Annotated in this window: 13 protein-coding genes; 1 reads left to right on the forward strand and 12 read right to left on the reverse strand. The window is 70.9% G+C overall.

Annotated elements, in window-relative coordinates; genetic code table 11:
- Positions 1–49 precede the first annotated feature (49 nt).
- The 8 genes from KIH74_RS35195 to eccD form a co-directional block, all read right to left on the reverse strand.
- Positions 50–385 carry a hypothetical protein gene (locus tag KIH74_RS35195; RefSeq protein ID WP_214160786.1) on the reverse strand — a complete coding sequence of 112 codons (336 nt, stop codon included), beginning with the start codon at positions 383–385 and terminating at the stop codon, positions 50–52.
- Positions 385–819, reverse strand: coding sequence for a YbaB/EbfC family nucleoid-associated protein (locus KIH74_RS35200; RefSeq protein WP_214160787.1), 435 nt, complete (start codon positions 817–819; stop codon positions 385–387). The genes KIH74_RS35195 and KIH74_RS35200 overlap by 1 nt, the downstream gene beginning before the upstream one ends.
- Positions 816–4,241, reverse strand: a complete 3,426-nt coding sequence (locus tag KIH74_RS35205; RefSeq protein ID WP_214160788.1) for a hypothetical protein — start codon at positions 4,239–4,241, stop codon at positions 816–818. Before KIH74_RS35205 ends, KIH74_RS35200 begins: the two co-directional genes overlap by 4 nt.
- A gap of 104 nt (positions 4,242–4,345) precedes the next feature.
- On the reverse strand, positions 4,346–4,843 hold the full coding sequence (locus KIH74_RS35210) for a hypothetical protein (RefSeq protein ID WP_214160789.1): 498 nt from the start codon (positions 4,841–4,843) through the stop codon (positions 4,346–4,348).
- Between the two features lie 46 nt (positions 4,844–4,889).
- On the reverse strand, positions 4,890–5,180 hold the full coding sequence (locus tag KIH74_RS35215; RefSeq protein WP_214160790.1) for a hypothetical protein: 291 nt from the start codon (positions 5,178–5,180) through the stop codon (positions 4,890–4,892).
- Positions 5,181–5,224: 44 nt separating this feature from the next.
- A complete protein-coding gene (locus KIH74_RS35220; RefSeq protein WP_214160791.1) occupies positions 5,225–5,578 on the reverse strand; it encodes a hypothetical protein in 354 nt (117 codons plus the stop codon).
- 75 nt (positions 5,579–5,653) lie between these two features.
- The gene (gene eccB / locus KIH74_RS35225) at positions 5,654–7,312 is read right to left on the reverse strand and encodes a type VII secretion protein EccB (RefSeq protein WP_214160792.1); all 1,659 of its coding nucleotides are present in this window, start codon (positions 7,310–7,312) and stop codon (positions 5,654–5,656) included.
- A gap of 2 nt (positions 7,313–7,314) precedes the next feature.
- Positions 7,315–8,709, reverse strand: a complete 1,395-nt coding sequence (eccD, locus tag KIH74_RS35230; protein WP_214160793.1) for a type VII secretion integral membrane protein EccD — start codon at positions 8,707–8,709, stop codon at positions 7,315–7,317.
- Positions 8,710–9,045: 336 nt separating this feature from the next.
- Between eccD and eccCa the strand changes: the two genes are divergently transcribed.
- Positions 9,046–12,975, forward strand: coding sequence for a type VII secretion protein EccCa (gene eccCa / locus KIH74_RS35235; protein WP_214160802.1), 3,930 nt, complete (start codon positions 9,046–9,048; stop codon positions 12,973–12,975).
- A 70-nt stretch (positions 12,976–13,045) separates the two neighbouring features.
- Here eccCa and KIH74_RS35240 read toward each other — a convergent pair whose 3' ends face one another.
- The 4 genes from KIH74_RS35240 to KIH74_RS35255 form a co-directional block, all read right to left on the reverse strand.
- Complete coding sequence (locus tag KIH74_RS35240) at positions 13,046–16,843, reverse strand: hypothetical protein (RefSeq protein WP_214160794.1); 3,798 nt, start codon at positions 16,841–16,843, stop codon at positions 13,046–13,048.
- 1 nt (position 16,844) lies between these two features.
- Positions 16,845–18,164 carry a S8 family serine peptidase gene (locus KIH74_RS35245; RefSeq protein WP_214160795.1) on the reverse strand — a complete coding sequence of 440 codons (1,320 nt, stop codon included), beginning with the start codon at positions 18,162–18,164 and terminating at the stop codon, positions 16,845–16,847.
- A 4-nt stretch (positions 18,165–18,168) separates the two neighbouring features.
- The gene (locus KIH74_RS35250; protein WP_214160796.1) at positions 18,169–21,474 is read right to left on the reverse strand and encodes a right-handed parallel beta-helix repeat-containing protein; all 3,306 of its coding nucleotides are present in this window, start codon (positions 21,472–21,474) and stop codon (positions 18,169–18,171) included.
- A 139-nt stretch (positions 21,475–21,613) separates the two neighbouring features.
- Complete coding sequence (locus KIH74_RS35255; RefSeq protein ID WP_214160797.1) at positions 21,614–22,297, reverse strand: helix-turn-helix transcriptional regulator; 684 nt, start codon at positions 22,295–22,297, stop codon at positions 21,614–21,616.
- Positions 22,298–22,332 lie beyond the last annotated feature (35 nt).

Below are 22,332 nucleotides of genomic sequence, written 5' to 3' on the forward strand. Positions count from 1 at the left end.
GATCAAATTTCCGGAGCGCGTGGCTCCCGAGTGGAAGGATCAAAATTCCTCAGGAGGAGGGTTTCTCGCTCGTGCCGGCGCTCGCCGCGATCTCCTTGGCCAGCTCGCTGGAGCGGTCCAGCACGTCGGCAGCAGCGCTGCTGGCCTCCGCCTTGACCCCGAAGACCTCACCCAGCGTCTGCGTCAGATCGACGATCAGGGCCGTGGGCTGGTCGATCTGGGCGTGATAAGCGTGGGCGGGGGCGTCGTCCGTGCCTCCCGCGGTCTTGTTCAGTTCGTTGATCTGGGCCAGCTTGTCGGCCAGAGCCAGGATGTACCCGCTCACGTCGTCGAGCTTCGACAGGCGGGCCTTGAGGTCAGCGGGCTGCTCGATGAAATCGCTCATCAGAACTCGTCCTCATCGTTCGCCGCCCGCTTCTTCGGACCGGTCTCGAACATGTCGAAAAGACCGCGCAGGTCCTTGAACACGTCGTTGACCTCGTCGCCGCCGATCATCGACTCCCGCAGATCCGCACCGAAGGACGTCTGGCTGCGATACATCTCCTGCGCCTTGGCCGACCCCTTCTGCAAGGCCGCATTGATGGTTTCGACCAGCAGCGCCGACAGCTGGGCCGGCGGCATCGAGGCGTAGTCGGTGCGGTGGAACTTGATGTCCTTGACCTGACCCGACATCAGCATGGTCACCTCGACCAGATGATCCTTGGACGTGGCGGAGACGGTGGCCTTGCCGAACTCCTCGCGGGTCTTGAAGAGCTGGTCGCGCTGCTGTTCGAACTCGGCCATGATCTGCGACATCTGGTCGTCGTACGAGGGACTCATCGGCCTAGCACTCCTGACGTGGTAGCGGTGTCGGTGCCCCAGACGTCCTCGTCCTCGGTCACCCAGGTCTTACGGCTGCCCTGCTGGTTCTGGCCGCCGCCGGCTCCTGCCCCACCGGTCATCGGCGGCATCATCTGGCCCTCGCCGGTGCCGGTGCCGCTGCTGCTGGTGGCGAGCCGGTTCATCATCTGGCTCTCCTGGGCCGCCATTTCGGTGGACCTCAGGTCAGCGGCATCGGCGACGGGGGTGGACGCCTTGGTCGACGTCGTCTGCACACCGGCTGCACTCGTGGCCCGGGTGCCCTGTCCCGCCCCCAGACCGGAGCCCAGGCCACTGCCACCACCGCCGAGGGCATCCCCCAGCGCCGAGCCTGCGCCGCCGGAGGCGCCGGTCATCGACGTGGAGCTGGAGGGCGTGAGCGGTGTCGAAGCGAAACTGGTTCCCAGCAAGGAGCTCCCGGACGGCGTCGTGCCCGAACCGGTCGATCCGAGGTCGCCCAGGCTGGTGGCGGCCCCGCTGGCGCTGCTGCTCGTCGTCCCGGTGATGGGCGCCGTGGCGTTCGTCAGGGCCTCCAGTGCGGACGTGTCGACCCCGCTCCCGGCGCCGGTGGTGGTGCTCGTGTCGGCGGCGGTCAGTGACGTGGGCAGGTTCCCGCTGGTCAGTGCCTGGAAGGTGGAGGTGTCGACACCCGCCGTGCCGGTACCGACACCGGTCGCGGTGCCGGTGGAACTGCCGGATGTGGAGGTGATGTCGGTGGTGAGGTTCGATCCGTCGGGCACCGTGACCGTCTGGCCGTCCGCTCCCGTCACGGCGCTGCCGTCGGCGGACAGGACCGAGCCGTCGGCAGCGATGGTGGAGATGTCGGCCACGCTGACCGGGTTGCCGCTGTCGTCCGTGACGATCTGACCTGAATCCGAGGTGATCGACGTGGTCGGCTCGAGCGTGGAGCCGTCGGGGACGGTGACGGCCTGGCCACTGGAGTCGGTGACCAGCGAACCGTCCGGCCCGGTGATCGTGCCGTCGGAGTTGATTGTCGAGCCTTCCGGCACCGTGATCGCCTGGCCGCTGCTGTCGGTCACCGTGCTGCCGGTGGCGCTGAGCACCTGCTCGGAGCCGCCACCCGACCCGACCACGGCCGAGGTCAGGGTGGAGCCCTCAGGCACGGTGACGGCGTTGCCCGAGGAGTCGGTCAGCGTGGTGCCGCCCGCGCTGGTGAGCGTGCCGTCGGCATTGATGGTGGCGCTGTCGGGCACCGTGATCGGGTTGCCGTCCGCGTCCGTGACGGTCTGGCCGTCCGGACCGGTGATGGTGCTGGTCGCCTCCAGGACGGAGCCGTCCGGCACGGTGACGGCCTGGCCGCTGGAGTCGGTGACGAGGGTGCCGTCCGGGATGCTGATCGTGCCGTCACCGTTGATCACCGAACCCTCGGGAACGGTGATGGTCTGGCCGTTTTCGTCCAGCACCGGGTTGCCCTCGGCGTCCAGCACCTCCTCGACGCCGGTGCCCGCCTCCTCGTCGGTACCGGTGCCGGTGGATATGGCCCCACTGACCCGCATGGCGCTGACCAGGCCCTGGTTGAGCTGGCCGGCGACCAGCGTGCTGCCGTCTCCCGCGGAGATCGTGCCGTCAGCATTCACCGTGGACCCGGCCGCGACTGTGACGGCCTCACCGGAGGAGTCGGTGACGACCTGCCCGTCCGGGCCGATGACGGTGCCGTCGGCGGCGACCGTGGAACCGATCGGCACGGTGATGTCGCCGGCCGAGCCCGATCCCGAGGTGGTGATGCCGGTCGCGGTGGTGTCGCCGTAGGGGGTGCCGTCCTCCAGGTCCGGGGTTCCGTCGCCGTCGGTGTCCTGGGTCTCCTGGGCGTCCGGCGTGCCGTTGTTGTTGGTGTCCCAGGCACTTGTCGTCGCGGCCCCCGAACCCGAACTGGTCTCCGGATCCCCGTACGGCGTACCGTCCTCCAAATCCGGGGTTCCGTCGCCGTCGGTGTCCTGCTTCTCCTGCGCATCCGGAACACCGTTGTCGTTCGTGTCCCAGGCATTCGTCGTCGAACCCCCCGAACCCGAAGTCGTCTGCGGATCCCCGTACGGCGTACCGTCCTCCAAATCCGGGGTTCCGTCGCCGTCGGTGTCCTGCTTCTCCTGCGCATCCGGAACACCGTTGTCGTTCGTGTCCCACGCATTCGTCGTCGAGCCCGAATCCGTGTTGAGGTCCACGTCGCCATAGGGCGTGCCGTCCAGCAGGTCCGGCGTGCCGTCCCCGTCGGAGTCCTGCTTCTCCTGCGCGTCCGGCGTCCCGTCCCCGTCCTTGTCCCAGTCCGGATTCTCGTCGCTGCCCGACCCGCTTCCCGTCGAGGAGCCGCTGCTGGTGCCGGGAGGAGAGGGGAAGGACGTCGGGAACGACGAGTAGGTGTCCTGGTAGGCCGTGTCGAGGGGAGCCAGCGGCTTGACCGCGGCGTGGTCCAGCGTGGTGACGAAGGTGCGCCACCGGGTCTGCGCGTTGCGCATGAGGGTGTCCCAGAAGCCCTGCTGAGACGGGTCGCCGTACCCCGGGACGTTGATGACCGGTGCTTTACCGGCCTTGGCCTCCTGAGGACTCGGCACCTTCCACGCCGTGCCCTCGACCATCAGCGGAACCACGATGTCGTCGTGCCATACCCCGAACAGGGCCGAGGTGGGCGAGTTGGCGAACTGGTTGGCCCATTCAGCGAACGCGTCGAAGACCTTGCCCGCAGCGGTCCTCAGCGCCACGCTCGCCTCGTCCAGCTCCTGGGCGGCGTGCGAGGCCGTGACCTGGTCGTGGATGACCTGCATCTGGGCGGCGAATCCCTGCAGTGTGTGCTTGAAGACGCCGGCTGCGGTGCCGCTCCAGTCGCTGCCCGTCACGTTGAGTTCCCCGGCCCACGTGGTGAACTTCTGCGACCAGGTCTGCATGAGGTCGGCGACCTGGCTCACGGTGGCACCCGCCAGGAGCATGCTCGGCGCGCTCGTCATGTCGTTCCCGTTGCCCGCGAAGACGTCGGCGAGAAGATCGCCGGGGGTGTTCAGGTACTGCTGCCAGGCACCCGCCGGATCATTGAAAGCGGCCTTGTTCGGGTCGAATCCGATGTAGTAGTGGTACCACGTGGTCGAAGTGACGCTGCCGGTCTTCGTCATGCTCGCGCCATTGATGTTGGTCGGACCCTTGGTGTAGGTGGTCTGCGTCTCCTGGGTCCAGTACGCGAGCGTGTGCCGGTACGTCCAGGGCGGTCCCACCAGGGCGGCCCGGTCCGGACCGCTCTCCTGGCTCACCCCCCACCCGCCCGTGGCGATCCACGGGGTCTTGGCGCTGCCACCCGCGACCACGTCGTCCGGGGTGACGATGGTCTGGCCCGACCCGGCAAATACCTGAAGGACATCCACGAAGGTGTTGAGAGGCATGATCTTTCCTCGTCGTCACGCCGTCCCCGGAGCCACGCAGACTTCATGACCGGGCCGGACCTTACCGCTGACGCACCACCGCCGGGAGCGGCGTGCGACCGGGACTACGTACCGCTGGTGGTGGTCGTCTTGGTGTCGGTGGTACCCGTGCTTCCGGTACTACCGGTGGACGAGCCGCTGCTGGACCCGTACCCCAGGTTGGACAGGTCCTCGCTCATCTCGGCGGCTGTGAGTTCAGCCTCGTCGGAAGAACTCTCGAGCACCGTGGAGACCATGTTGAGGTCGGTCTGCATCTGGATGGCCAGGTCGTGCAGATTCACCACGCCGTCGTTGACCAGGCCGGCGAACTTCTGGAAGTCGGCCTGAAGCTTCTTCGCACTGGCCAGACTGCCCTTTTCCACGTTGCCCGCGAGCACCTGGTTGTAGGCGCCGTTGGGCGACTCGCCACCGGCCCCGCCCTCCGCGAAGAGCATCAGATGCTTCACGGCCGGGCTGGCCTTGACGTCGTCGAGAAACGCCTGAAGGTTCATCGAGGCGAAGTCCCTGAGCAGGTCGGTGTCGATCTTGACAATTCCGCCGGCCGCGAGTGCATCACCGCTCACAGTGTTTCACCGCCTTCCGTTGTGACCGTCTGCGCCGTGACGACTTTCAGCCGAGGATGATGTTCGAGCCGGTGCGGTCTCCGTTGTTGATCGCGGCGATCATCTGCTCGAGGGCGATACCGGCGTCCCGCAGCAGGTTGACCATGCTGGCCGCCTGATTGTTGAGGTTGTTCGTGGTGTCGGTCATCTGACCGGCCGAGAGACCCTTGAAGTCCTCGAGGTTGTGCTGCACGATCGAGGTGAAGTTGGTGATCGCCTCGGACATGTCGCTGCCCTGCTTGTTGAGCTCGTCCAGGTCCATGTCGAGACCGGGGTTGTTCATGGCGATGTCGGCCATGCCTGATTCCTCCTGAGCGGTGAAAGTACTTGGGGCGGTCGAAGTCAGCCGTTGGTGAGCGTGCTGTAGACCAGGCCGCCGGCCGGGCTCACGTCGACGCCACCGGCCATCGAGACCGCGTCGTCATGGGCGCTGTTCACGGCGTTGGCGGCGAGCTGCAGGTTGTCGGTGAGCATCTGCACCTCGGAGGTGACCTTGCGGTAGTTCTCGTGCCACTGGTCGATCTTCTGCACCCAGGTGGTGCAGGCGGACGCCTGGAAGTTCGCATTGATCTGGCTGACCAGGTGCTCGATCGCCGTGTCGGCCTTCTTCATGTTGTCGATCTGCTCGGTCAGCGCCAGATTGAGAGCGCGCAGGCCGGCATCCGTCGACTGAAAGTTCTGTGCCACGTTGGCCATGGGATTACTCCTCGCTCGGGCGGTCGTGGTCCCCCTCTTCCGGAGGCACGAACATCGTTATCTTCAGCAGGGACGTTACGGATTCTTCCCCTGGCCGGAACCGTCCGGCGCAGGAGTCTGTCCGTTTGTTCGGGTAGCCCCGCCTGCCTGTGCAGCCTGACCCTGCGCTGGTTCACCCGCCGTCCGGGCGTCGCCACCGGATGTAGCGGCGTTCGGATCCTGCTGATTGTCAACGGGACTGGCTCCGGAAGCACCGGGAAGGACGGTGGGGGAAGCGGTCTGGCCGCAGCCCGGCGTGGTCGCCGGGCTCTGGCGCACCGTGCTGTCGGCCGACACCGTGGCCGGGTCGAGCGACGGGCCGGTGGGCAGCAGGTTCAGCCAGGTCACGGGGATCGCGGAGGCGGTGACGTCGCCGTAACCGAGGGCCGTCAGTGCGTCTGAAGAGGGGACCGGATATTTCACGCCGCCGTCGGTGACGACGTAGTAGGAGGATCCGGTGCCGCCTCCGGAGAGAGTGGCCGCCACCAGGGCGCCGTGGCCGGGCTCGACCAGGACCGTCTGCGCCGGAAGGCAACTGGCCGTGATCCCGGCCGAGGACTGCGGTGCCTGCCCGGTGACGGCGCCGGTGTCGGCCAGTACCGTCGTGCCGGTGCTGTCGCCGGAGCGGACCTGCTCGCAGACCGCCTGGGAGTCGGAGAGGTGCACCAGAGAAGGCATACTCACCGGCAGCTGGTTGTCGTGTGTCAGGGCGGCGCCGGCCGAGGCGGGCGCCAGGTGACCGTTGAGGTCGCTGGGGCCCAGTTGCCGCACGGTGATGGCCTTGCCGTCGTAGGCCTTGGCCTGGGTGCGCGGATCGGCCTGGTACAGCTGGAACAGCGTCGGGGTGAGGGGCACCAGTCCTTGCTGCGTGAGCAGGTAGCGGTTGCTCCCGCTGTCGGCGAACAGCTGACCGAGCCGGGTGTCCTGCCCGGCCAGGGACGGACCGGGCTGACCGGCCTTCACCGTGGCCGGCACGGCGAGGTCGGGGCCGGCCGGGACGACGTCGAGGAAGGCCGCGGTCACCGGCGGCAGTGCCGTGGCTCCGGCCCCGATCGCCTGGAGCACGTCGTTGGACCCGTCCACCCGCAGCCTCTGACCGTTCCAGAGCAGGTAGTCCGCCCCGTCCGGCCCGGCCACGGCGACGGCCTCGGAGGTGCTGAGCGCGGAGCCTGCCGAGGCGCCGCCGAGCGCCAGCGCCAGGCCGGCGTCGACGGTTCCGGTCGCCTGGGTCGCCCGGGTGGCGCAGGCGGCCCACACCTCCTCGTCGAGGGCGTCGGTCGCGGGCAGGGAGTCGGGGGCGCCGATGAGGCCGATCTGGGCGCCCCGGGGCGCGTCCTTCAGCGACTTGGCCGACATCGACGACACCGTGAGGTTGTCTCCGGCGAGCAGTTTCGCCGACGCCAGGTTCAGGACCGGGTGCAGGACACCGTCGACGGAGAGGTAGCGGGCGCCGGTGTCCTTGACCACGACCAGGGTTCCGCTGGTCTTCCACGCCGTGTTGCCGCCCGGCACGATGAAGGCGAACAGGACGACGACGAGGCAGGCCAGCACCGCCACCAGGATGCCGCCGAGCGCTCCCCGGCCGGTGCGGGAGACCGGCTGGTCGAGGCCGTCGGGCTCCAGCCGCAGCACCCCGGAGGTGAGCCGGCCCATGACGAACATGTGGGCCTGGACCTGGTCCTTGCGTGACTGCATGATCAGCCGCCGATGCCGCGCAGGAAGGTGAACAGGCCCAGGCAGGCCAGCAGCAACGGCAGCAGGCTGACGGCCAGGACGCTGTGCGTGACCTCGCCGGCGCGGGCCCAGTGCGGGACCATCCGGCGGCCGGGGATCGTGCGGGAGGCGACGGCCAGTCCGAGCGCCAGCATCCACAGCAGGTTGACGGTCACGAGCGGTCCGGGCCCCTCGGAGGTGAGGATGTACCGGCCGATCAGTGTGCCGATCCCGGCCACCCCGGGGACGACCACGGCCAGGCGCTGCCAGGTGCCGCCGAGGGTGCGTCCGTGCAGTACGGCCAGGCCGCTCAGGACCCAGGCCAGGATCAGCCCGGAGATGCCGGTGGCGGTGAGCGCGAGCGTCACCACGGTGACCGCGTAGACGGTGCCGACGGCGATGCACAGGCCGTTGAGGAACCGGTCGGCGACGGCCGAGCGGCTGATCACGATCTCGCTCGGGTGGGCGTCGATGCCTTCCTGCAGCTGCTCGGCGTTGGACGGCAGTGGGGGCAGGCGCAGCCCGGACAGCCAGAAGGCCCATCCGGGAACGAAAATCATTAGGAGGACGGCGACCGCGCCGATGATGGCGGCGGTGTGCTCGTAGGTCACGTCGATGAGGGCACCGGCCAGGGCGGTCATCAGGCCGGCGGTACCGATACCGAGGTACAGGGCCGCGCCCTCGCCGGTGGCCGCGAACCCGACGGCTGCGGCGGCCGCGGCGGCGATGCCGGCGGCCAGGAGCCGGGCGTGGTTCTCGGCCAGGCCCGCCCCGGACGGCAGCACCGCCGCAGCGAGAACGGCGTAACCGGTTGCGGCACAGGTCAGCACGCGCGCCAGGGCGGTGTCGCCGTAGGCGCGGGCCGCAGCCGCGGCGGCGCCGAGCAGGACGACGGCGATCACCGCGCCGTTGATCGCGGTGGCGAGCCGGGGCGCGGCCAGGAGCAGCCCGCCGGCGCCGAGGATCAGCGCCGCGGACAGGACGCCGATCAGCAGGCGGCGGCTGAGTTCCGGGCGCCAGGTGTCGCCGCGGGCGGTGAGGGTGTCCATGACGCCGTGCACGAGGTCGTCGAAGTGGACGGCCGGCAGCGCGTCGCGGAAGGGGCGGAGGTAGAGCACCTCGCCGTCGTGCAGTTCCAGTTCGCCTGCCGTCGCGGTGGGCGAGAGCGGTTCGGCACCCAGGCGTTGCAGCACCCATCCACCGTGCCCGAGCCCGGCCTCGTCCAGATCGTCACCGGCGTAGCCGACGATCGTGGACATCAGGTCGGCGAGCTGGATGTCGGTGGGGATGGCCAGGTCGAAACTGCGCCCGGGGCCACGGATCGTGAGCCTGCACAGGCCGGCCAGTGCCCCGCCGCCGACGGCCGGGACCTCCGCCATGGACGGACTCGTGACGGTCAAGGTCGGCCTCCGTGTTCCGGGCTTGGGCCCTCCGCTCACGGATATTTGAAAAGGGGCCTCTCTGAATGGTTCACGTCAGCGTGACACGGGCTCGGCGGCACCGGCCGGGCGTACCGGCTGCTCTGCCTCTCCTTACGGCCAAGGCCACCTTCCGGGGCAGGCTGACGGACCGCCGTTGTGAACCGGCGCAGGACAGCGGCCACAATGCGGGCAACAGACTGCCTCTCCCCCCGAGCGTGCGGCCTGACACGAGAAAGGCTCTTTCCCTTGAGCGTCGTCCTTTTCAAGCGCCCGCCGCGCCGCCCCGGACCGGAGATGCCGAACGGGGAACTGCAGCTGCAGGAGCCCCCGGTGCTGCCGGAGCCGAACAACGGCATGTCCTCGATGATTTACTACGCGCCCACGGCGATGGGCTCGATGGGCATGGTACTGATCTTCATCCGCCCTGGTCAGAGTGGGCCGCTGGTCTATCTGGCGCTGGGCCTGATGGCCGTGTCGGCGATCTCGATGGTCTTCGTGCAGCTGCTGCGCGGAGCCTCGGACCGCAAGCGCAAGATGGCCGACGAGCGCCGCGACTACCTGCGTTACCTGTCGCGTACGCGCCGCCGGGTGCGCAAGGCCATCGACCAGCAGCGCCAGGCCCAGGCCTGGCGGCACCCCGACACGGTGTCGCTGGCCTCGGTGGCGGCCACCTCGCGGCTGTGGGAGCGGCGGCCCAGCCACCCGGACTTCAGCGAGGCCCGGATCGGCCGGGGCCCGCAGCGTCTGGGCCTGACCCTGGCCCCGATCCAGACCAAACCGGTCGAGGACCTGGAGCCGCTCAGCGCACATGCCCTGCGGCGGTTCATCCACGCCTACTCCACCGTCGGCGACCAGCCGATCGCGGCCTACCTGCGTGCCTATCCACGGGTGGTGCTGCGCTGCGAGGACCAGGACGACCTGGTCGCGGGGCGGGCCCTGACCCGGGCGCTGCTGCTGCAGCTGGCGGTGTTCCACTCGCCGGACGACCTGCGGATCGTCGTGGTGGCCCCGGCCGAGCGCCAGGGCGAGTGGACCTGGACCAAGTGGCTGCCGCACGCCCTGCACCCGCACGAGAGCGATGCGGCCGGCCCGGTCCGGCTGATGACCACGGGGATCGGCCGGCTGGAGCATCTGCTGGGCCCGGAGTTCGCCGGGCGCGCCAACTTCGACGCGGACGTCCCCCCGACCGCGGACGAGCCCTACACGGTGGTGGTGTACGACGGCGCGGACCCGGTGCCGAAGGGCGATCGGCTGATCACCCGTGGCTACCGCAACGCCGTGCTGATCGACCTGTCCCAGACCGCGGAACGGGCGCCGCGCCGTGCGCTGGTGCTGCGGGTGACGCCGACGGCGCTGGACATGGTGGACGCGGACCCGAGCGGCAACGAGAAGACCACCCCTCTGGGCGTTCCCGACGCCATGGAGCTCGGGCCGGCCACGGCCCTGGCCCGGCAGCTGGCCCCGCACCGGATCAGCACGTCGGCGGAGTCCAGTGAGCCGCTGGCCAACGAGATCGAGCTGAGCACCATGCTCGGCATCAGCGACCTGCACAGCCTGGACGTGAACGAGCTGTGGGAACGCTGGCAGCGCACCGGCCGGCGGCTGAAGGTGCCACTGGCGATCACCGCCGACGGCATGCCGATGGAGCTGGACATCAAGGAGGCCGCGCAGGGCGGCATGGGCCCGCACGGTCTGCTGATCGGGGCCACCGGTTCCGGGAAGTCTGAGCTGCTGCGCACTCTCGTGCTGGCGCTGGCGCTGACACACTCCTCCGAGACCCTCAACTTCGTCCTGGTCGACTTCAAGGGCGGTGCTACCTTCCTGGGGCTGGACCAGCTGCCGCACACCTCGGCGGTGATCACCAACCTGGCCGACGAGGCCTCACTGGTCGGCCGCATGAAGGACTCGCTGCAGGGTGAGCTGATGCGCCGGCAGGAACTTCTGCGCGCGGCCGGGAACTACAGCTCCGTGCTGGATTACGAGACGGCCCGATCCCAGGGCGCGCCGCTGGCGCCGCTACCCAGCCTGTTCCTGGTGGTCGACGAGTTCAGCGAACTGCTCGCCGCGCACCGGGAGTTCATGGACGTCTTCGTGATGATCGGCCGGCTGGGCCGCAGCCTCGGCGTGCACCTGCTGCTGGCCTCGCAGCGCCTGGACGAGGGGCGCACCAACCAGCTGGAGTCGCACCTGTCGTACCGGATCGGCCTGCGGACGTTCTCGGCGATGGAGAGCCGCGGCGTGCTGGGTGTCCCGGACGCCTACCAGCTGCCCTCTCAGCCGGGCAACGGCTTCATCCGCACCGACGTCACCACCCTGACCCGTTTCCGGGCCGCGTACGTGTCCGGCGCCTACCGGGTGCGGGAGCGGGTGGCGGCCGCGGTGGTCGCGGCCCGGATGGTGGTCTACGGCACGGACTATCAGGCGCCGGTGGAGGAACCGCAGATCGAGGAGCCGCAGCCCGATCCCGCCACCGACCCCGACACGCAGAGCCTGCTCGAGGTGGCGGTGTCGCGCCTCAAGGACTCCGGTCCGCCCGCGCACCAGGTGTGGCTGCCTCCGCTGACCGTCCCGCCCTCGCTGGACGAACTGCTCCCGCCGCTGGCACCGGATCCCGAGCGCGGCCTGACCACGCTGGAAGCGCCCGGCCGGCAACGGCTCACGGTGCCGGTGGGCCTGATCGACCGCCCGTACGAGCAGGTGCGCGACCTGCTGACGGCAAACCTGTCGGGCCAGGGCGGCCACGTCGGCATCGCGGGTGGCCCGCAGAGCGGCAAGAGCACCATGCTGCGCACTCTGATCGCGGGCCTGAGCCTGACCCACTCGCCGCAGGAGGTGCAGTTCTACTGCCTGGACTTCGGTGGTGGGTCGCTGACCTCACTGACCGGCCTGCCGCATCTGGGCGGTGTGACCGGCCGGCACGACCTGGAGCGGATCCAGCGCACCGTCAAGGAGATCACCCAGCTGATCGCCCGCCGCGAGCACCTTTTCGCCCAGCAGGGCATCGCCTCGATCACGGACTTCCGGCGGCTGCGGGCCGAGGGCCGGGTGGAGGACCCGCACGGTGACGTGTTCCTGGTGGTCGACGGCTGGAACACGATCCGCCAGGAGTTCCCGGACCTGGTCCAGACCTTCACCCTGATCGCCAACCGCGGCCTGAACTACGGGGTGCACCTGGTGATCGCCGCGACCCGCTGGAGCGAGATCGGCACCGCGCTGCGCGACCAGCTGGGCACCCGGTTCGAGCTGCGCCTGGGTGACCCGATCGACTCGCTGATCAACATGCGGGCCGCCCGCACGGTGCCCAAGCGCCCAGGTGCCGGAATCACCGACGAGCAGCTGCATTTCATGACGGCACTGCCGCGGATCGACGGCCGGGGCAGCACCGACGACCTCGGCGCCGGCGTCACCGCCCTGGTGGAGGACATCAAGGACTGGTGGACCGGCCCGCTGGCACCGCCGGTGCGCATGCTGCCGGCGGTGTACGAGGCGAGCGACCTGCCGGCGCCGGACGGCGACCTGCGGATGCCGCTGGGCATCGAGGAGAACGAGTTGCTGCCGTTCTGGCACGACTTCGAGCAGAACCCGCACCTGCTGGTGGTCGGTGACGTCGAGTCCGGCAAGACCAACCTGCTGAGGCTGGTGGCCGGCGCGATCGCCCAGCGGTACGACCCGTCCCAGGCCCGGATCGCCCTGGTGGACACCCGCCGGGAGCTGTACGAATCGGTGTCCGACGCCCACCGGCTGGCCTACGCGGTCTCGACCGACGTGGTCAAGGAGATCGTCGGCGGAACCGCCCGGGCCGTGCAGACCCGGGTGCCCGGCCCGGACATCACCCCCGACCGGCTGCGCAAGCGGGACTGGTGGAAGGGCCCGCAGATGTTCTTCATCGTCGACGACCTGGAGCTGATCTCCGGCGGCCTGGGCGACAACCCGTTCGGCCCGCTGCTGCCGTTCCTGGCCCAGGGCACCGAACTCGGGCTGCACATGATCGTGGCCCGCAGTGCCAACGGCCTGTCCCGGGGCCTGAGCGACCCGCTGATGCGGCGCTTGATGGAGACGAACACCCCCACGGTGATGCTGTCCACGCCGCCCAGCGAGGGAGCCTTCATCGGGAACGTGAAGCCGCGGGTGCTGCCGCCGGGCCGGGCCCTGCACATCACCCGGCGCGGTTCGGTCCAGATCCAGACCGCCATGGTGCCGGACCGGGCGAACGCGGGCCACTGACAGGAACTGACGGGCACCACACGAAAGAGCCCGCCCCGGAAAGATTCCGGGGCGGGCTCTTTCGTGTGGATCACATGCGGCGCAGGCCGATCGGGAACCGGAAGCGTTCGCCCTGCGGCGAGGGCGGCGCGGCGGGCAGTCGCTGGGCGAGAGCCCGCTCCAGCCGGTCCTTCGCGATGTCGTCCCGCTTGGCCGACGCCGCCGCAGCCGCCTGAGGGTCGGTGCCCGGCCGGGCACCGTCCTGCGCATCGCGCAGCAGGATCCGGGTGACACCGTCCGTCCCCGGGGTGCCGGGGCGGCGCTCCAGCACGACGAACGACGTGCCCGGCAGGAAGAGCACCTCGTCGGAGGGCAGGACGTCGGCCAGGTCGTTGACCCGCCGCCCGGTGCTGGACCAGATGACGAACTCGACACCGCCCTCGAGGGGACGCCCCGAGGACACCGCCTCGACGATCGCCGGCTCGCTGAGCCGGGCGCCGGGACGGTAGGCCTCGACCGCCTCCTCAGGGACGTCCGCGGCGAAGCGCACCATCCCCAGATGCCGCGGCAGCCGGCGCAAGCCAGAGACCAGGCACGCGGCGTGCTGGAGAGCCGGCTGCTCCCCCGCACCGCGCAGCGCGGCGTTCACCGCCACCCGATCCAGCGGCGAGGCACCCGCGCTCAGGTACGCCCGCACGGCCAGCAGGTCGGTCTTGGCCGCCTCCGGGTCGGCCGAGCGCAGCGACGGCACCTTGGCCAGCAGCGCGTTGACCACCGCCAGGTGCGAGGAGTACCAGGTGCCGGCGGCCGACTTGAACGCCGCCCGCTGCTCCTGCGTGCTGCCCTGCACGTCGCCCAGAACGGACTGTCCCGGTTCCGGCATCAGGAACAGCCGTTGCTTCTGCTCCGTGCCGGTGTGCGGCGCGGGTGCGGGCTCCGGCGTAGGCGCAGGCTCCGGCGCGTGGGCGGGCTCAGGTGCGGGTGCGGGCTCCGGCCGGGGGAAGCGCCTGTTGTCCGTCCCTGCGACGGGCCGTGCCGGTACCGGATCCGGGGTGGCCGGCCCCGAACCGGCGACAGGGGAATCCGGGACGGCGGCAACCGGGTCCGGCCGGGTCGCCCCCGGGGAACCGGGGATGCCGGTCACCGCATCCGGCCCGGGCCGGCCCGGAGCGGGACGAGCACTCCGAACCTGTCCCGAATCAGAGCCTTTCGATGAATGTGGGACGTCGGTAGCGGCATCCGGCTGAACCGTTTCCGGTGAGCGGGGGGCACCGGTGGCGGTACCCGGCTCGGGAGCACCCGGGGAACGGGGAACGCCCGTGACCGGATCCGGCCTGCGCGTACCCGGAGTCCGGGAGCCACCGGTCACCGCATCCGGCGGGGTGACCGCGGGAGAGCGAGGGACGCCGGTGGGCGAGCCGCTCCCCCGGGCCGGGGCCGGGCGTGGAGTGGCCGGCTCCGGCGCCCTCACCGGGGGTGTGGCCCGGGGTGCTTCCCCCAGGGAGAAGGTCTCCTGGGGCATACCGGCCTTGCCGGTGTTCAGTCGCCGCCCCGGTGTCAGCGGGCGGGACGTGGTGGAGCCGGCCGACGTCGTCGGCACCATCGGCCCTGCCGGGATCTCCGGGATGTTCGGCTCGCCGAAGACGTCGGCGGCGTCGATCGGCTCCGGGGAGGCGGCCGGTACCGACGGGCTCAGGTCCTCGGGCCGGGCCCACGAGAAGTCCGCCCACGGCGAGCGGGCCGCTGGTTCCTGTACGCCGGGCGTCTCTTCCCCGGCCGTCTCCTCCTCCGGCGTCTGGACGCCGGACGAGGCGAACTGGCCCGTCTCCTGAGCCGCTTTCAGGCGGGCAGCCTCCCGGCGTGCCGCCTCCGCCCGGATCGCCTCGGCCCGGATCGCCGTCTCCCAGACCGTGTCCTCACGCGCTTCTTCAGCATCGGCCGGCGTGGGGCGCGCCCAGACGTCCCGGGAACTCCGGGCGTCTCCGGCGCGCTCGGCGTCCCTGGCGCGCTGGGCGTCCTTGGCTGCCTGCTCCACGATGTCGAGCCACGACGCTGCTGCCTGCTGCCGTCCCAGTGCGGCCTCGTTCGCCTCGCCGGCCACCGGCACCCGGCCCGGCTCGATCCGGCCGGCCAGACCGGTCTCCTCCGGCATCACCTCGGGCTCCACCGTCGCTTCCCGGACATCAGTGGCGTCAGCGGTGTCGGCGACTTCGACGGTGTCCTGCCAGATGTCGTTCTGCCACAGGGGGTTCTGCCAAGCATCGTCCTGCCCCGCGTAGTCCTGCCCCGCGTAGTCCTGCCCCGCGTAGTCCTGCCCCGCGTAGTCCTGCCCCGCATCGTCCGCCGCCGCGTCGTCCGCCGCGTCGACCTGCGCGTACGCCCAGGCCTCATCGGGGATCTCCTTCATGACCGGGGACGGCATGAGCGTCGTCGAGGTGGCCAGGACCCGGACCAGGGCCCGCACCCCGCTGAGTGCGGCGATCCGCTCCAGCAGCAGGCCGGCGTGCTCCCAGGCCTCACCGGGGACGTTCTCCGCCGGGCAGCCGACCACCAGGACGGGACCGCCCACCGGGTCGAAGGGCGTGTGACGGATCATCGGGACGTCGGCGGCGTCGGAACGCCGCAACCACAAACCGCAGGCCAGGACCTCGACGACCCAGGTGTCGTCGAGAGGGTAGACCCGCTGGGAGATCTCGGCGACGTCGTCCACGGCCGGGCGCCACTGGGCGACCACGGGCGGCAGCGCCTCGGCGTCGCTTCGCGGCCGGTACGTCAGGGCCGTGGCGATCGGCTGCCAGGCCACCTCAACCGGCCCCGGAGCGCCCGGGGAGGCCTCGCGCAGGACGCTGACCCGGATCTCGTCCTCGATCAGCAGCGGTGTGCCGGTCAGGCTGGTGACGGGAGCGCGCAGGGTGTCGGCCACGGCCTGCGCCCAGTGCTGGACCTGAGCACCGCCGGCGCCGGGACCGTAGGGTCCCAGCCGCACCCGGCCGCGCAGGTCGTCGGGCAGACGGCCGAGGAATCCGGCCACCCGTTGCACCGGGACGGCGCCGCCCGGCGTCCCGGTCACGATGATCAGGGGCACCGCCTCGTCGACCGGGATGCTGTAGAGCAGATCGGCGGCCGCTCCGGGGAGCACGGACAGCTCGTGGGGCAGCAGGGCCAGTCCTGCCGGCACGGGCAGGGCCCGCAGACCGGGCTCGGCGTCCAGCGGTACCCGGGCGAGATCGGCGCGCCAGTGCGCACCGAAGTGCCAGGGTCCCAGCGATTCCGGTCCCGGACCACCCGGAAGGTAGCGGTGCCAGGTACCGGCCTCGCTACCGGCCGGACCACCGGCCTGACCACCGGCGTGACCAGGGCCCCGGCCACGGGCGACCGGAAACAGGGTGCCGCCGGGGACCCGCAGAACCGTCCCGGAGGGCACCACGACCGGTGCGCCCAGCTGCGCCGCCAGCCCGGACAGCACCGGGTCGCGTGCCGCGTCCTGCTGCAGGGCGGTGGAGGGCTCGATCAGCCGGACCTCGTCGTAACGGTCACCACCGGGACGGTTCACCGCCCCCTCCAGGCTCCAGACCAGCGTTCTGAGCATCTGCGGAGTGACGCCGGCGACGAGCACGGTGAGGGCACGGGGGTCCGGCGGCAGCGATTGGGCCAGCTGCCGCAGCCCTTCCTCGCCGGGGGCACGGGTGAGCACCACCAGGCAGTCGCCGCAGCGCTCCACCACGATGCCGCCCGACAGCGTGACCCTGGTCCACACCCAGTCACCCGGGGCGTCCTCGTGGTGCGGTGGCGAATCGCCGGGAGCGGGCGGAGGGGCGAGGGCGTCGCCATCCTGGTTCCGGGCCGAGGCCGGGGCCCAGGACAGGCGGGGACGTCGGGGGGCACGCATGTCAGGCCCTCCCGGTCGGCAGGACGGCGTCGCCGACGGATGCGGAAACCTCTGGGGTACCGATACTTCCGGCGTCCATCGCGGTCTGGTCACGGGCCTGGCGTTCCTGCGCCCGCCGGGCCCGTGTCTCCCGCCGTCTGGCCCGCAGAGCGCGGCCCACCACCACGGCGGCCAGGGCCAGGGCCAGCAGTGCCAGGCAGGTGAGGGCCTCGATCAGGGCGGTGCTCACGGCCGGGGCCGCCCCGCGCGGCGCCATCGGCGCCACCGTGGCGGGTGCCGCCACGACGACGGGGGCGGCGCCGATCTCGGCCGGGAGGACCGCCGAGACCGCGGCGAACGGGTCGATCACGCCGTAGGCGGCCTGCGTGGACTCGCCGGCCTCCACCGGGTAGGCGGTGCCGGTCAGCCGGGCCAGCCGCTGCTCCCGGCTGAGCCCGGGGTGGTAGGCGTCCATCAGCGCGGCTGTTCCCGCCACCAGGGCGGCGGCATAGGCAGCACCGGTGCCGACACAGACCCCACCCGGGCAGGTGCTGAGCACCGCCTGCCCGGGGGCGGTCAGGTCGGCCTTGACGGCGGAGGCCGTGCCGGTGCTGCCGGCCATCGAGTCGCCCACAGCGAGGACGTCGTCCAGGGCCGCCGGGTAGACCGGGTCCTGGAGGCTCTGGTCGTCCGCGGAGGCCGGGGCGATCACGATCGCGCCGGCCTCGACGGCCTCGGCCACGGCCTTCTTGAGCTTGGCACTGGACCTGGACGACACCACCGACACGTCGATGATCCGCGCCCCCTTGCGCAGGGCGTCCCGGATGCCCCGGGCGATGACGTCGGGAGCGGTGGCGCCGACGTCGTCGGTCACCTTGATGCCGTAGACCCTGGCCTGCGGGGCGATCCCGGCCACCGTGGTTCCGGTCCTGGCGGTGGCCGCGATCAGGCCGGCGACGAAGGTGCCGTGACCGACACAGTCGGTGGAGGTGGGCCCCTGTCCCACCTCGTTGGGTCCGAGCACGAGGCGTTCCTTCAGCTGGGGAGAACTGCGGTCGAAACCGGTGTCCAGCACGGCCACCACGACCCCGGACCCACGGGTGAGGGCCCAGACCCGGCCCGGCTGCAGAACCTGGGCGGCGGCCGACGGGGTGCTCACCGTCGCGGCCGGGGAGCGCACGCACTCCCCCTCGGTCTCCAGGACGGCGGTGACCCGGGAGGGGTCCCCCGGCGTCGTCCCGGAGGGGAGGGCCGACGCCGGGGGTGCACTGGTGACCAGGGCGGTCAGCACGGTGATCAGGACGAGGGTGAGCGGACGGATCCGCCGGGTGCCGGAGGTCATGTGATCACGTGACCTTGGCGGTGGCCAGATCGGCGGCCTCCAGGCTGCGCAGGTCGTTCATGCTCGGCGCGGAGATCCGGTTCAGCCGCGACGCCTGGCGGGTGATCATGTTCTCCAGCACCTGCCGGGCGTACCGGGCGTTGCCGAACGTGGCACCCCGGCTCATCGTGGCAAAGTGATCGGCCAGTTCGGTGCGGGCACCCGCGCTCAGCTCGTAACCGCTCATCGTGGCATGGCGCCCGACGATGCCGACCAGTTCCTCCGGGGTGTAGTTCTCGAACGTGACGTGACGCGAGAACCGTGACGCCAGGCCCGGGTTCGACTCCAGGAAGCCACGCATCTGCTCGGAGTAGCCGGCCACGATGACCACGACCTCGTCGCGGTTGTCCTCCATCAGCTTGACCAGCTCGTCGACGGCCTCGCGGCCGAAGTCATTGGCGCGGCCGGTCTGGGTGAGTGTGTACGCCTCGTCGACGAACAGCACACCGCCGCGAGCCGACTCGAACGCGTTGCGGGTCAGCTGCGCAGTCTGGCCCATGTAGCGGCCGACCAGGTCGCCCCGGCTGACCTCGACCAGCTGCCCGCGCGGCAGCACCCCCATCGCGGTGAGCAGCTCGCCGTAGAGCCGGGCGACCGTGGTCTTGCCGGTCCCGGGCGGCCCGGCGAACACCAGGTGGTGGTTGATCACCGGTGTGGGCAGGCCGGCCTGCTCCCGCCGGCGCATCGCCGACAGCAGCTCGACCAGGCTCCCGACCTCGGACTTCACCGTGGCCAGGCCGATCATCTCGTGCAGCTCGGCGAGCAGGGCCGGCAGCCGGTCGTCACCGGCGCCCACCGCGCCGCGCTGGGCCACCACACCGACGTCCTCGGGCAGCATCATCGGCAGGTCCTCGGAGCTCAGCTCGGGCATGTTCGCCAGCCGGGTGGCCTGCCGGTCGATCATCTCCTCGAAGACCTTGCGGGCCGCACGGCCGTTGCCGAAGGTCTCGTCCTTGACCACCCGGGAGAAGTGCAGGCGCAGCGCGTCCGCCACCCCGGGTGCCAGCTCGTAGTCGTGACTCACGCACATCGTCTCGACGATCGTCACCAGTTCGTCGTCCGAGTAGTTCTCGAACTCGATGGTGCGGCTGAACCGCGAGGCCAGACCGGCGTTGGACTGGAGGAACTGGCGCATCTCGGTGGAGTACCCGGCGGCGATCACCACGATGTCGTCGCGATGGTCCTCCATCAGCTTGACCAGGGTGTCGATGGCCTCCCGGCCGAAGTCCGGGCCGCTGCCGCGGTCGTTGGGGCTCAGCGCGTACGCCTCGTCGACGAACAGCACACCGCCCAGGGCCCGGTTGAACACCTCGGTGGTCTTGATCGCCGTGCCACCCACGATCGAGGCGACCAGGTCGGCCCGGGCCACCTCGACCAGGTGGCCGCTGCGCAGCGCCCCCAACTCGGCCAGGACCGCACCGTACAGACGGGCCACCGTGGTCTTGCCGGTCCCGGGCGGGCCCGCGAAGATCAAGTGCCGGCTCATCGGCAGCGCGGCCATCCCGGCCTCGGCACGCCGCCGGGCCAGCACGTTCAGGTTGATCAGCGACGAGACCTGCTGCTTCACCCCGGCCAGGCCGACCAGCGCCTGCAACTGCGCCAGCGGTCCGGCCACGTCGCCGGCCAGCGACTCGGCCGCCGCCCCCTGAGAAACCGAGGACGCGTCGGCGGTGGCCGTACCGTAGGCGTCCGGGGCCCGGTTGTCCCGGCTCTCGAAATTCTCCACCGAGACCCGGTCACTGGGGATCAGCTGGCGCAGCCCGCTGCCCCGGTTGCCGGTGGCGGTGACGTTGAGAACGGTGACGCTCTCGGAGGACTGCACCCGGGCACCGTCCCCGTGGCTGTCCACAAGTTCGCCGTCGTTCAGACTCAGCCGGCCGCCTTCGGCAACCATCACGCCGTTCTTGCGGCTGCCGCGGACCCGGAACCGGCTGACCGACAGATCGCCACCGGTCCCGACCAGCAGACCGTCCTCACCGGCCGCGGTGATCTCGGCCTCCCGCAGGACCCCGACCCCCTTCTCCCCCACCACCACGCCCGGGCCGCCGCTGCTGCGGACCGTCAGGTTGCTCAGGTGCGGGCCGGCGCCGTCCTCGATGCGGACCCCGGCCTTGCCGGCACCGTCGATCTCGAGGGCGGTCATCCGCCCCCGGCTGTTCTCGACCACGAGCACGCCGTCGCCCCCGGTGCCGGTGATCTCGCTACGGCGCACCAGCGGGTTGGACGCGCCGCGGACCCGGATGCCGGCCCCGGCCACGTCACGGATCTGAAGACGGTCGAACTCCGCCACGCTCTCCTCGTCCAGCAGCACCCCGGAGTCGTGGCCGTCGCGCACGGTCATCCGGGTGAACGTCGGGCCGGACATCCCACCGACCCACACCCCGGCCAGCTTGGAGTCACTGACCTCGCACTCCTCGAAGACACCGCGGGACCTGGCGCTGATGTGCACGCCGTAACCGCCCGAGTGTTCCGAGCGGCAGCGGCGCAGCTGCGGGTCGGTGCCCGCGGCCAGGGCGATGCCGGTGCCACGGCTGCGGGAGACCACGCAGTCCTCCATCACGACCCGGGACTCGCTGCCCAGGTACACCCCGACCGAGGAGTCGCTGACCCGGGTCCGGGAGATCCGCGTGCTGGAGGATTCCTCCATCGCGATCCCGGGCTTGTCCGTGGAGGAGATCTCACAGTCCTCGATGGTTCCCCGGCCCTGTCCGTTGACGCAGACGCCGTTACCGCCGGCGTTGCGCATGATCACGGCCCGCACACGAGTGTTGGCCCGCTCGGCGATCACGATCGCCGAGGTGCTCAGGTGCTCGACCACGCAGTCCTCGATCACGCTGCCGGCGTCCGAGGAGTCGACGATCCCGGCACCGGCGCGGTTGGTCACCCGGCAGTCGCGCAACGCCATCGACCCCTGCGGGCGGGCGACGACCGCGGCCCAGGACGAGCCGATCACCTCGCAGTCGTCCATGGCCAGCTGACCGCGCAGGATCTCGACGGCGGCGATGTTCTCGTCCTGGCCGTGCAGGACCAGCCCGGTCAGCTTCACCGCCTCGGCGATCGCCTTGATCACCGGGCCCCGGCGCGGCGTGATCCGGACAGTGCCGCTCTCCTCGGCCGCGATGGTCACGATCTTGGAGATGACGAGGTTCTCCTCGTACCGCCCGGCCTGGACCGTGATGATCGCCCCGGACCTCGCACTGCTCAGGGCTTCGCTGATGGTGCGGAAACCGTTCTGCTGGTCGGGGGAGACCACGAGAACCTGAGTACTCACACCGCATCCTTCATTGCCGATCCAGGGGACACATCATCTCCGTGCCCCACCGGCACCTCCGGCCGCACCCGGCGGGTCTGCCCGCACGTACGCCGGTCTCCGCCTGCGGGGGCAGGCCGGGCCGTCGCCCCGGAACACCTCACAGCCATCCGGCCCGGATGGCGTACGCCACCGCCTGCACCCGGTTGCCCAACCCGCAACGCGTCGTCACCGAATGCAGGATGCTCTTCACCGTGCGCTCGGAATATCGCATCCTCTCGGCGATCTCGGCGGTGTCCATACCGTCGGCGATGCAGCGCAGCACCTCGATCTCCCGCTCGGAAGGCGCCTCCTCCCCCTCCCCCGGCGGGGAACCGAAGGCCTCGAACTGGGCCTGCACCCGCGCCCGGCGGGCCCGGAGCCCCCGGTCCACCGTCCTTCCGGACGGGACTGGTTGCAGGGAGAGGATTTCGGCGCGCAGACGATCGGGGGACACCTGGGCACGCCAGACACAGGTCTGTACACCGAGAGCGGCAAGGCTCGCCGGGTCGGCATGCCCGGGAGCGTCGAGCACGAGCACCACGGGCGTGTCACCGTCGGTCGCGGAAAGCAGCTCCTTCAGCCACATCTGGTCGCTCGCCCGGGCCACCACGATCAGGACCTCGCACTCCTCCATCCGGGAGGGAGGCAGCAGGAGTACCTCCTGACGCAGGAGCATGCTGCTGACTCCCGCCCGGGTGGGCGGGTCCTGCGCCAGCACCGACACGAAGGTCCGGCCACGCCAGTGCGTCGCCGCGGCATGGGCATGTGGTCGCGGGATGGCGGTCTGCAGCGTGCGGCTCATCGTGGCACCCGGCAGCGACGCCTTCTAGAATGATG

Source organism: Kineosporia corallincola, assembly GCF_018499875.1.
Classification (GTDB): domain Bacteria; phylum Actinomycetota; class Actinomycetes; order Actinomycetales; family Kineosporiaceae; genus Kineosporia; species Kineosporia corallincola.

What these genes read in the sequence shown, in the direction of transcription:
- KIH74_RS35195 (WP_214160786.1), bottom strand. Translation starts at nt 385, where the DNA reads ATGAGCGATTTCATCGAGCAGCCCGCTGACCTCAAGGCCCGCCTGTCG.
- KIH74_RS35200 (WP_214160787.1), bottom strand. Translation starts at nt 819, where the DNA reads ATGAGTCCCTCGTACGACGACCAGATGTCGCAGATCATGGCCGAGTTC.
- KIH74_RS35205 (WP_214160788.1), bottom strand. Translation starts at nt 4,241, where the DNA reads ATGCCTCTCAACACCTTCGTGGATGTCCTTCAGGTATTTGCCGGGTCG.
- KIH74_RS35215 (WP_214160790.1), bottom strand. Translation starts at nt 5,180, where the DNA reads ATGGCCGACATCGCCATGAACAACCCCGGTCTCGACATGGACCTGGAC.
- KIH74_RS35220 (WP_214160791.1), bottom strand. Translation starts at nt 5,578, where the DNA reads ATGGCCAACGTGGCACAGAACTTTCAGTCGACGGATGCCGGCCTGCGC.
- eccB (WP_214160792.1), bottom strand. Translation starts at nt 7,312, where the DNA reads ATGCAGTCACGCAAGGACCAGGTCCAGGCCCACATGTTCGTCATGGGC.
- eccD (WP_214160793.1), bottom strand. Translation starts at nt 8,709, where the DNA reads ATGGCGGAGGTCCCGGCCGTCGGCGGCGGGGCACTGGCCGGCCTGTGC.
- eccCa (WP_214160802.1), top strand. Translation starts at nt 9,046, where the DNA reads ATGCCGAACGGGGAACTGCAGCTGCAGGAGCCCCCGGTGCTGCCGGAG.
- KIH74_RS35240 (WP_214160794.1), bottom strand. Translation starts at nt 16,843, where the DNA reads ATGCGTGCCCCCCGACGTCCCCGCCTGTCCTGGGCCCCGGCCTCGGCC.
- KIH74_RS35245 (WP_214160795.1), bottom strand. Translation starts at nt 18,164, where the DNA reads ATGACCTCCGGCACCCGGCGGATCCGTCCGCTCACCCTCGTCCTGATC.
- KIH74_RS35255 (WP_214160797.1), bottom strand. Translation starts at nt 22,297, where the DNA reads ATGAGCCGCACGCTGCAGACCGCCATCCCGCGACCACATGCCCATGCC.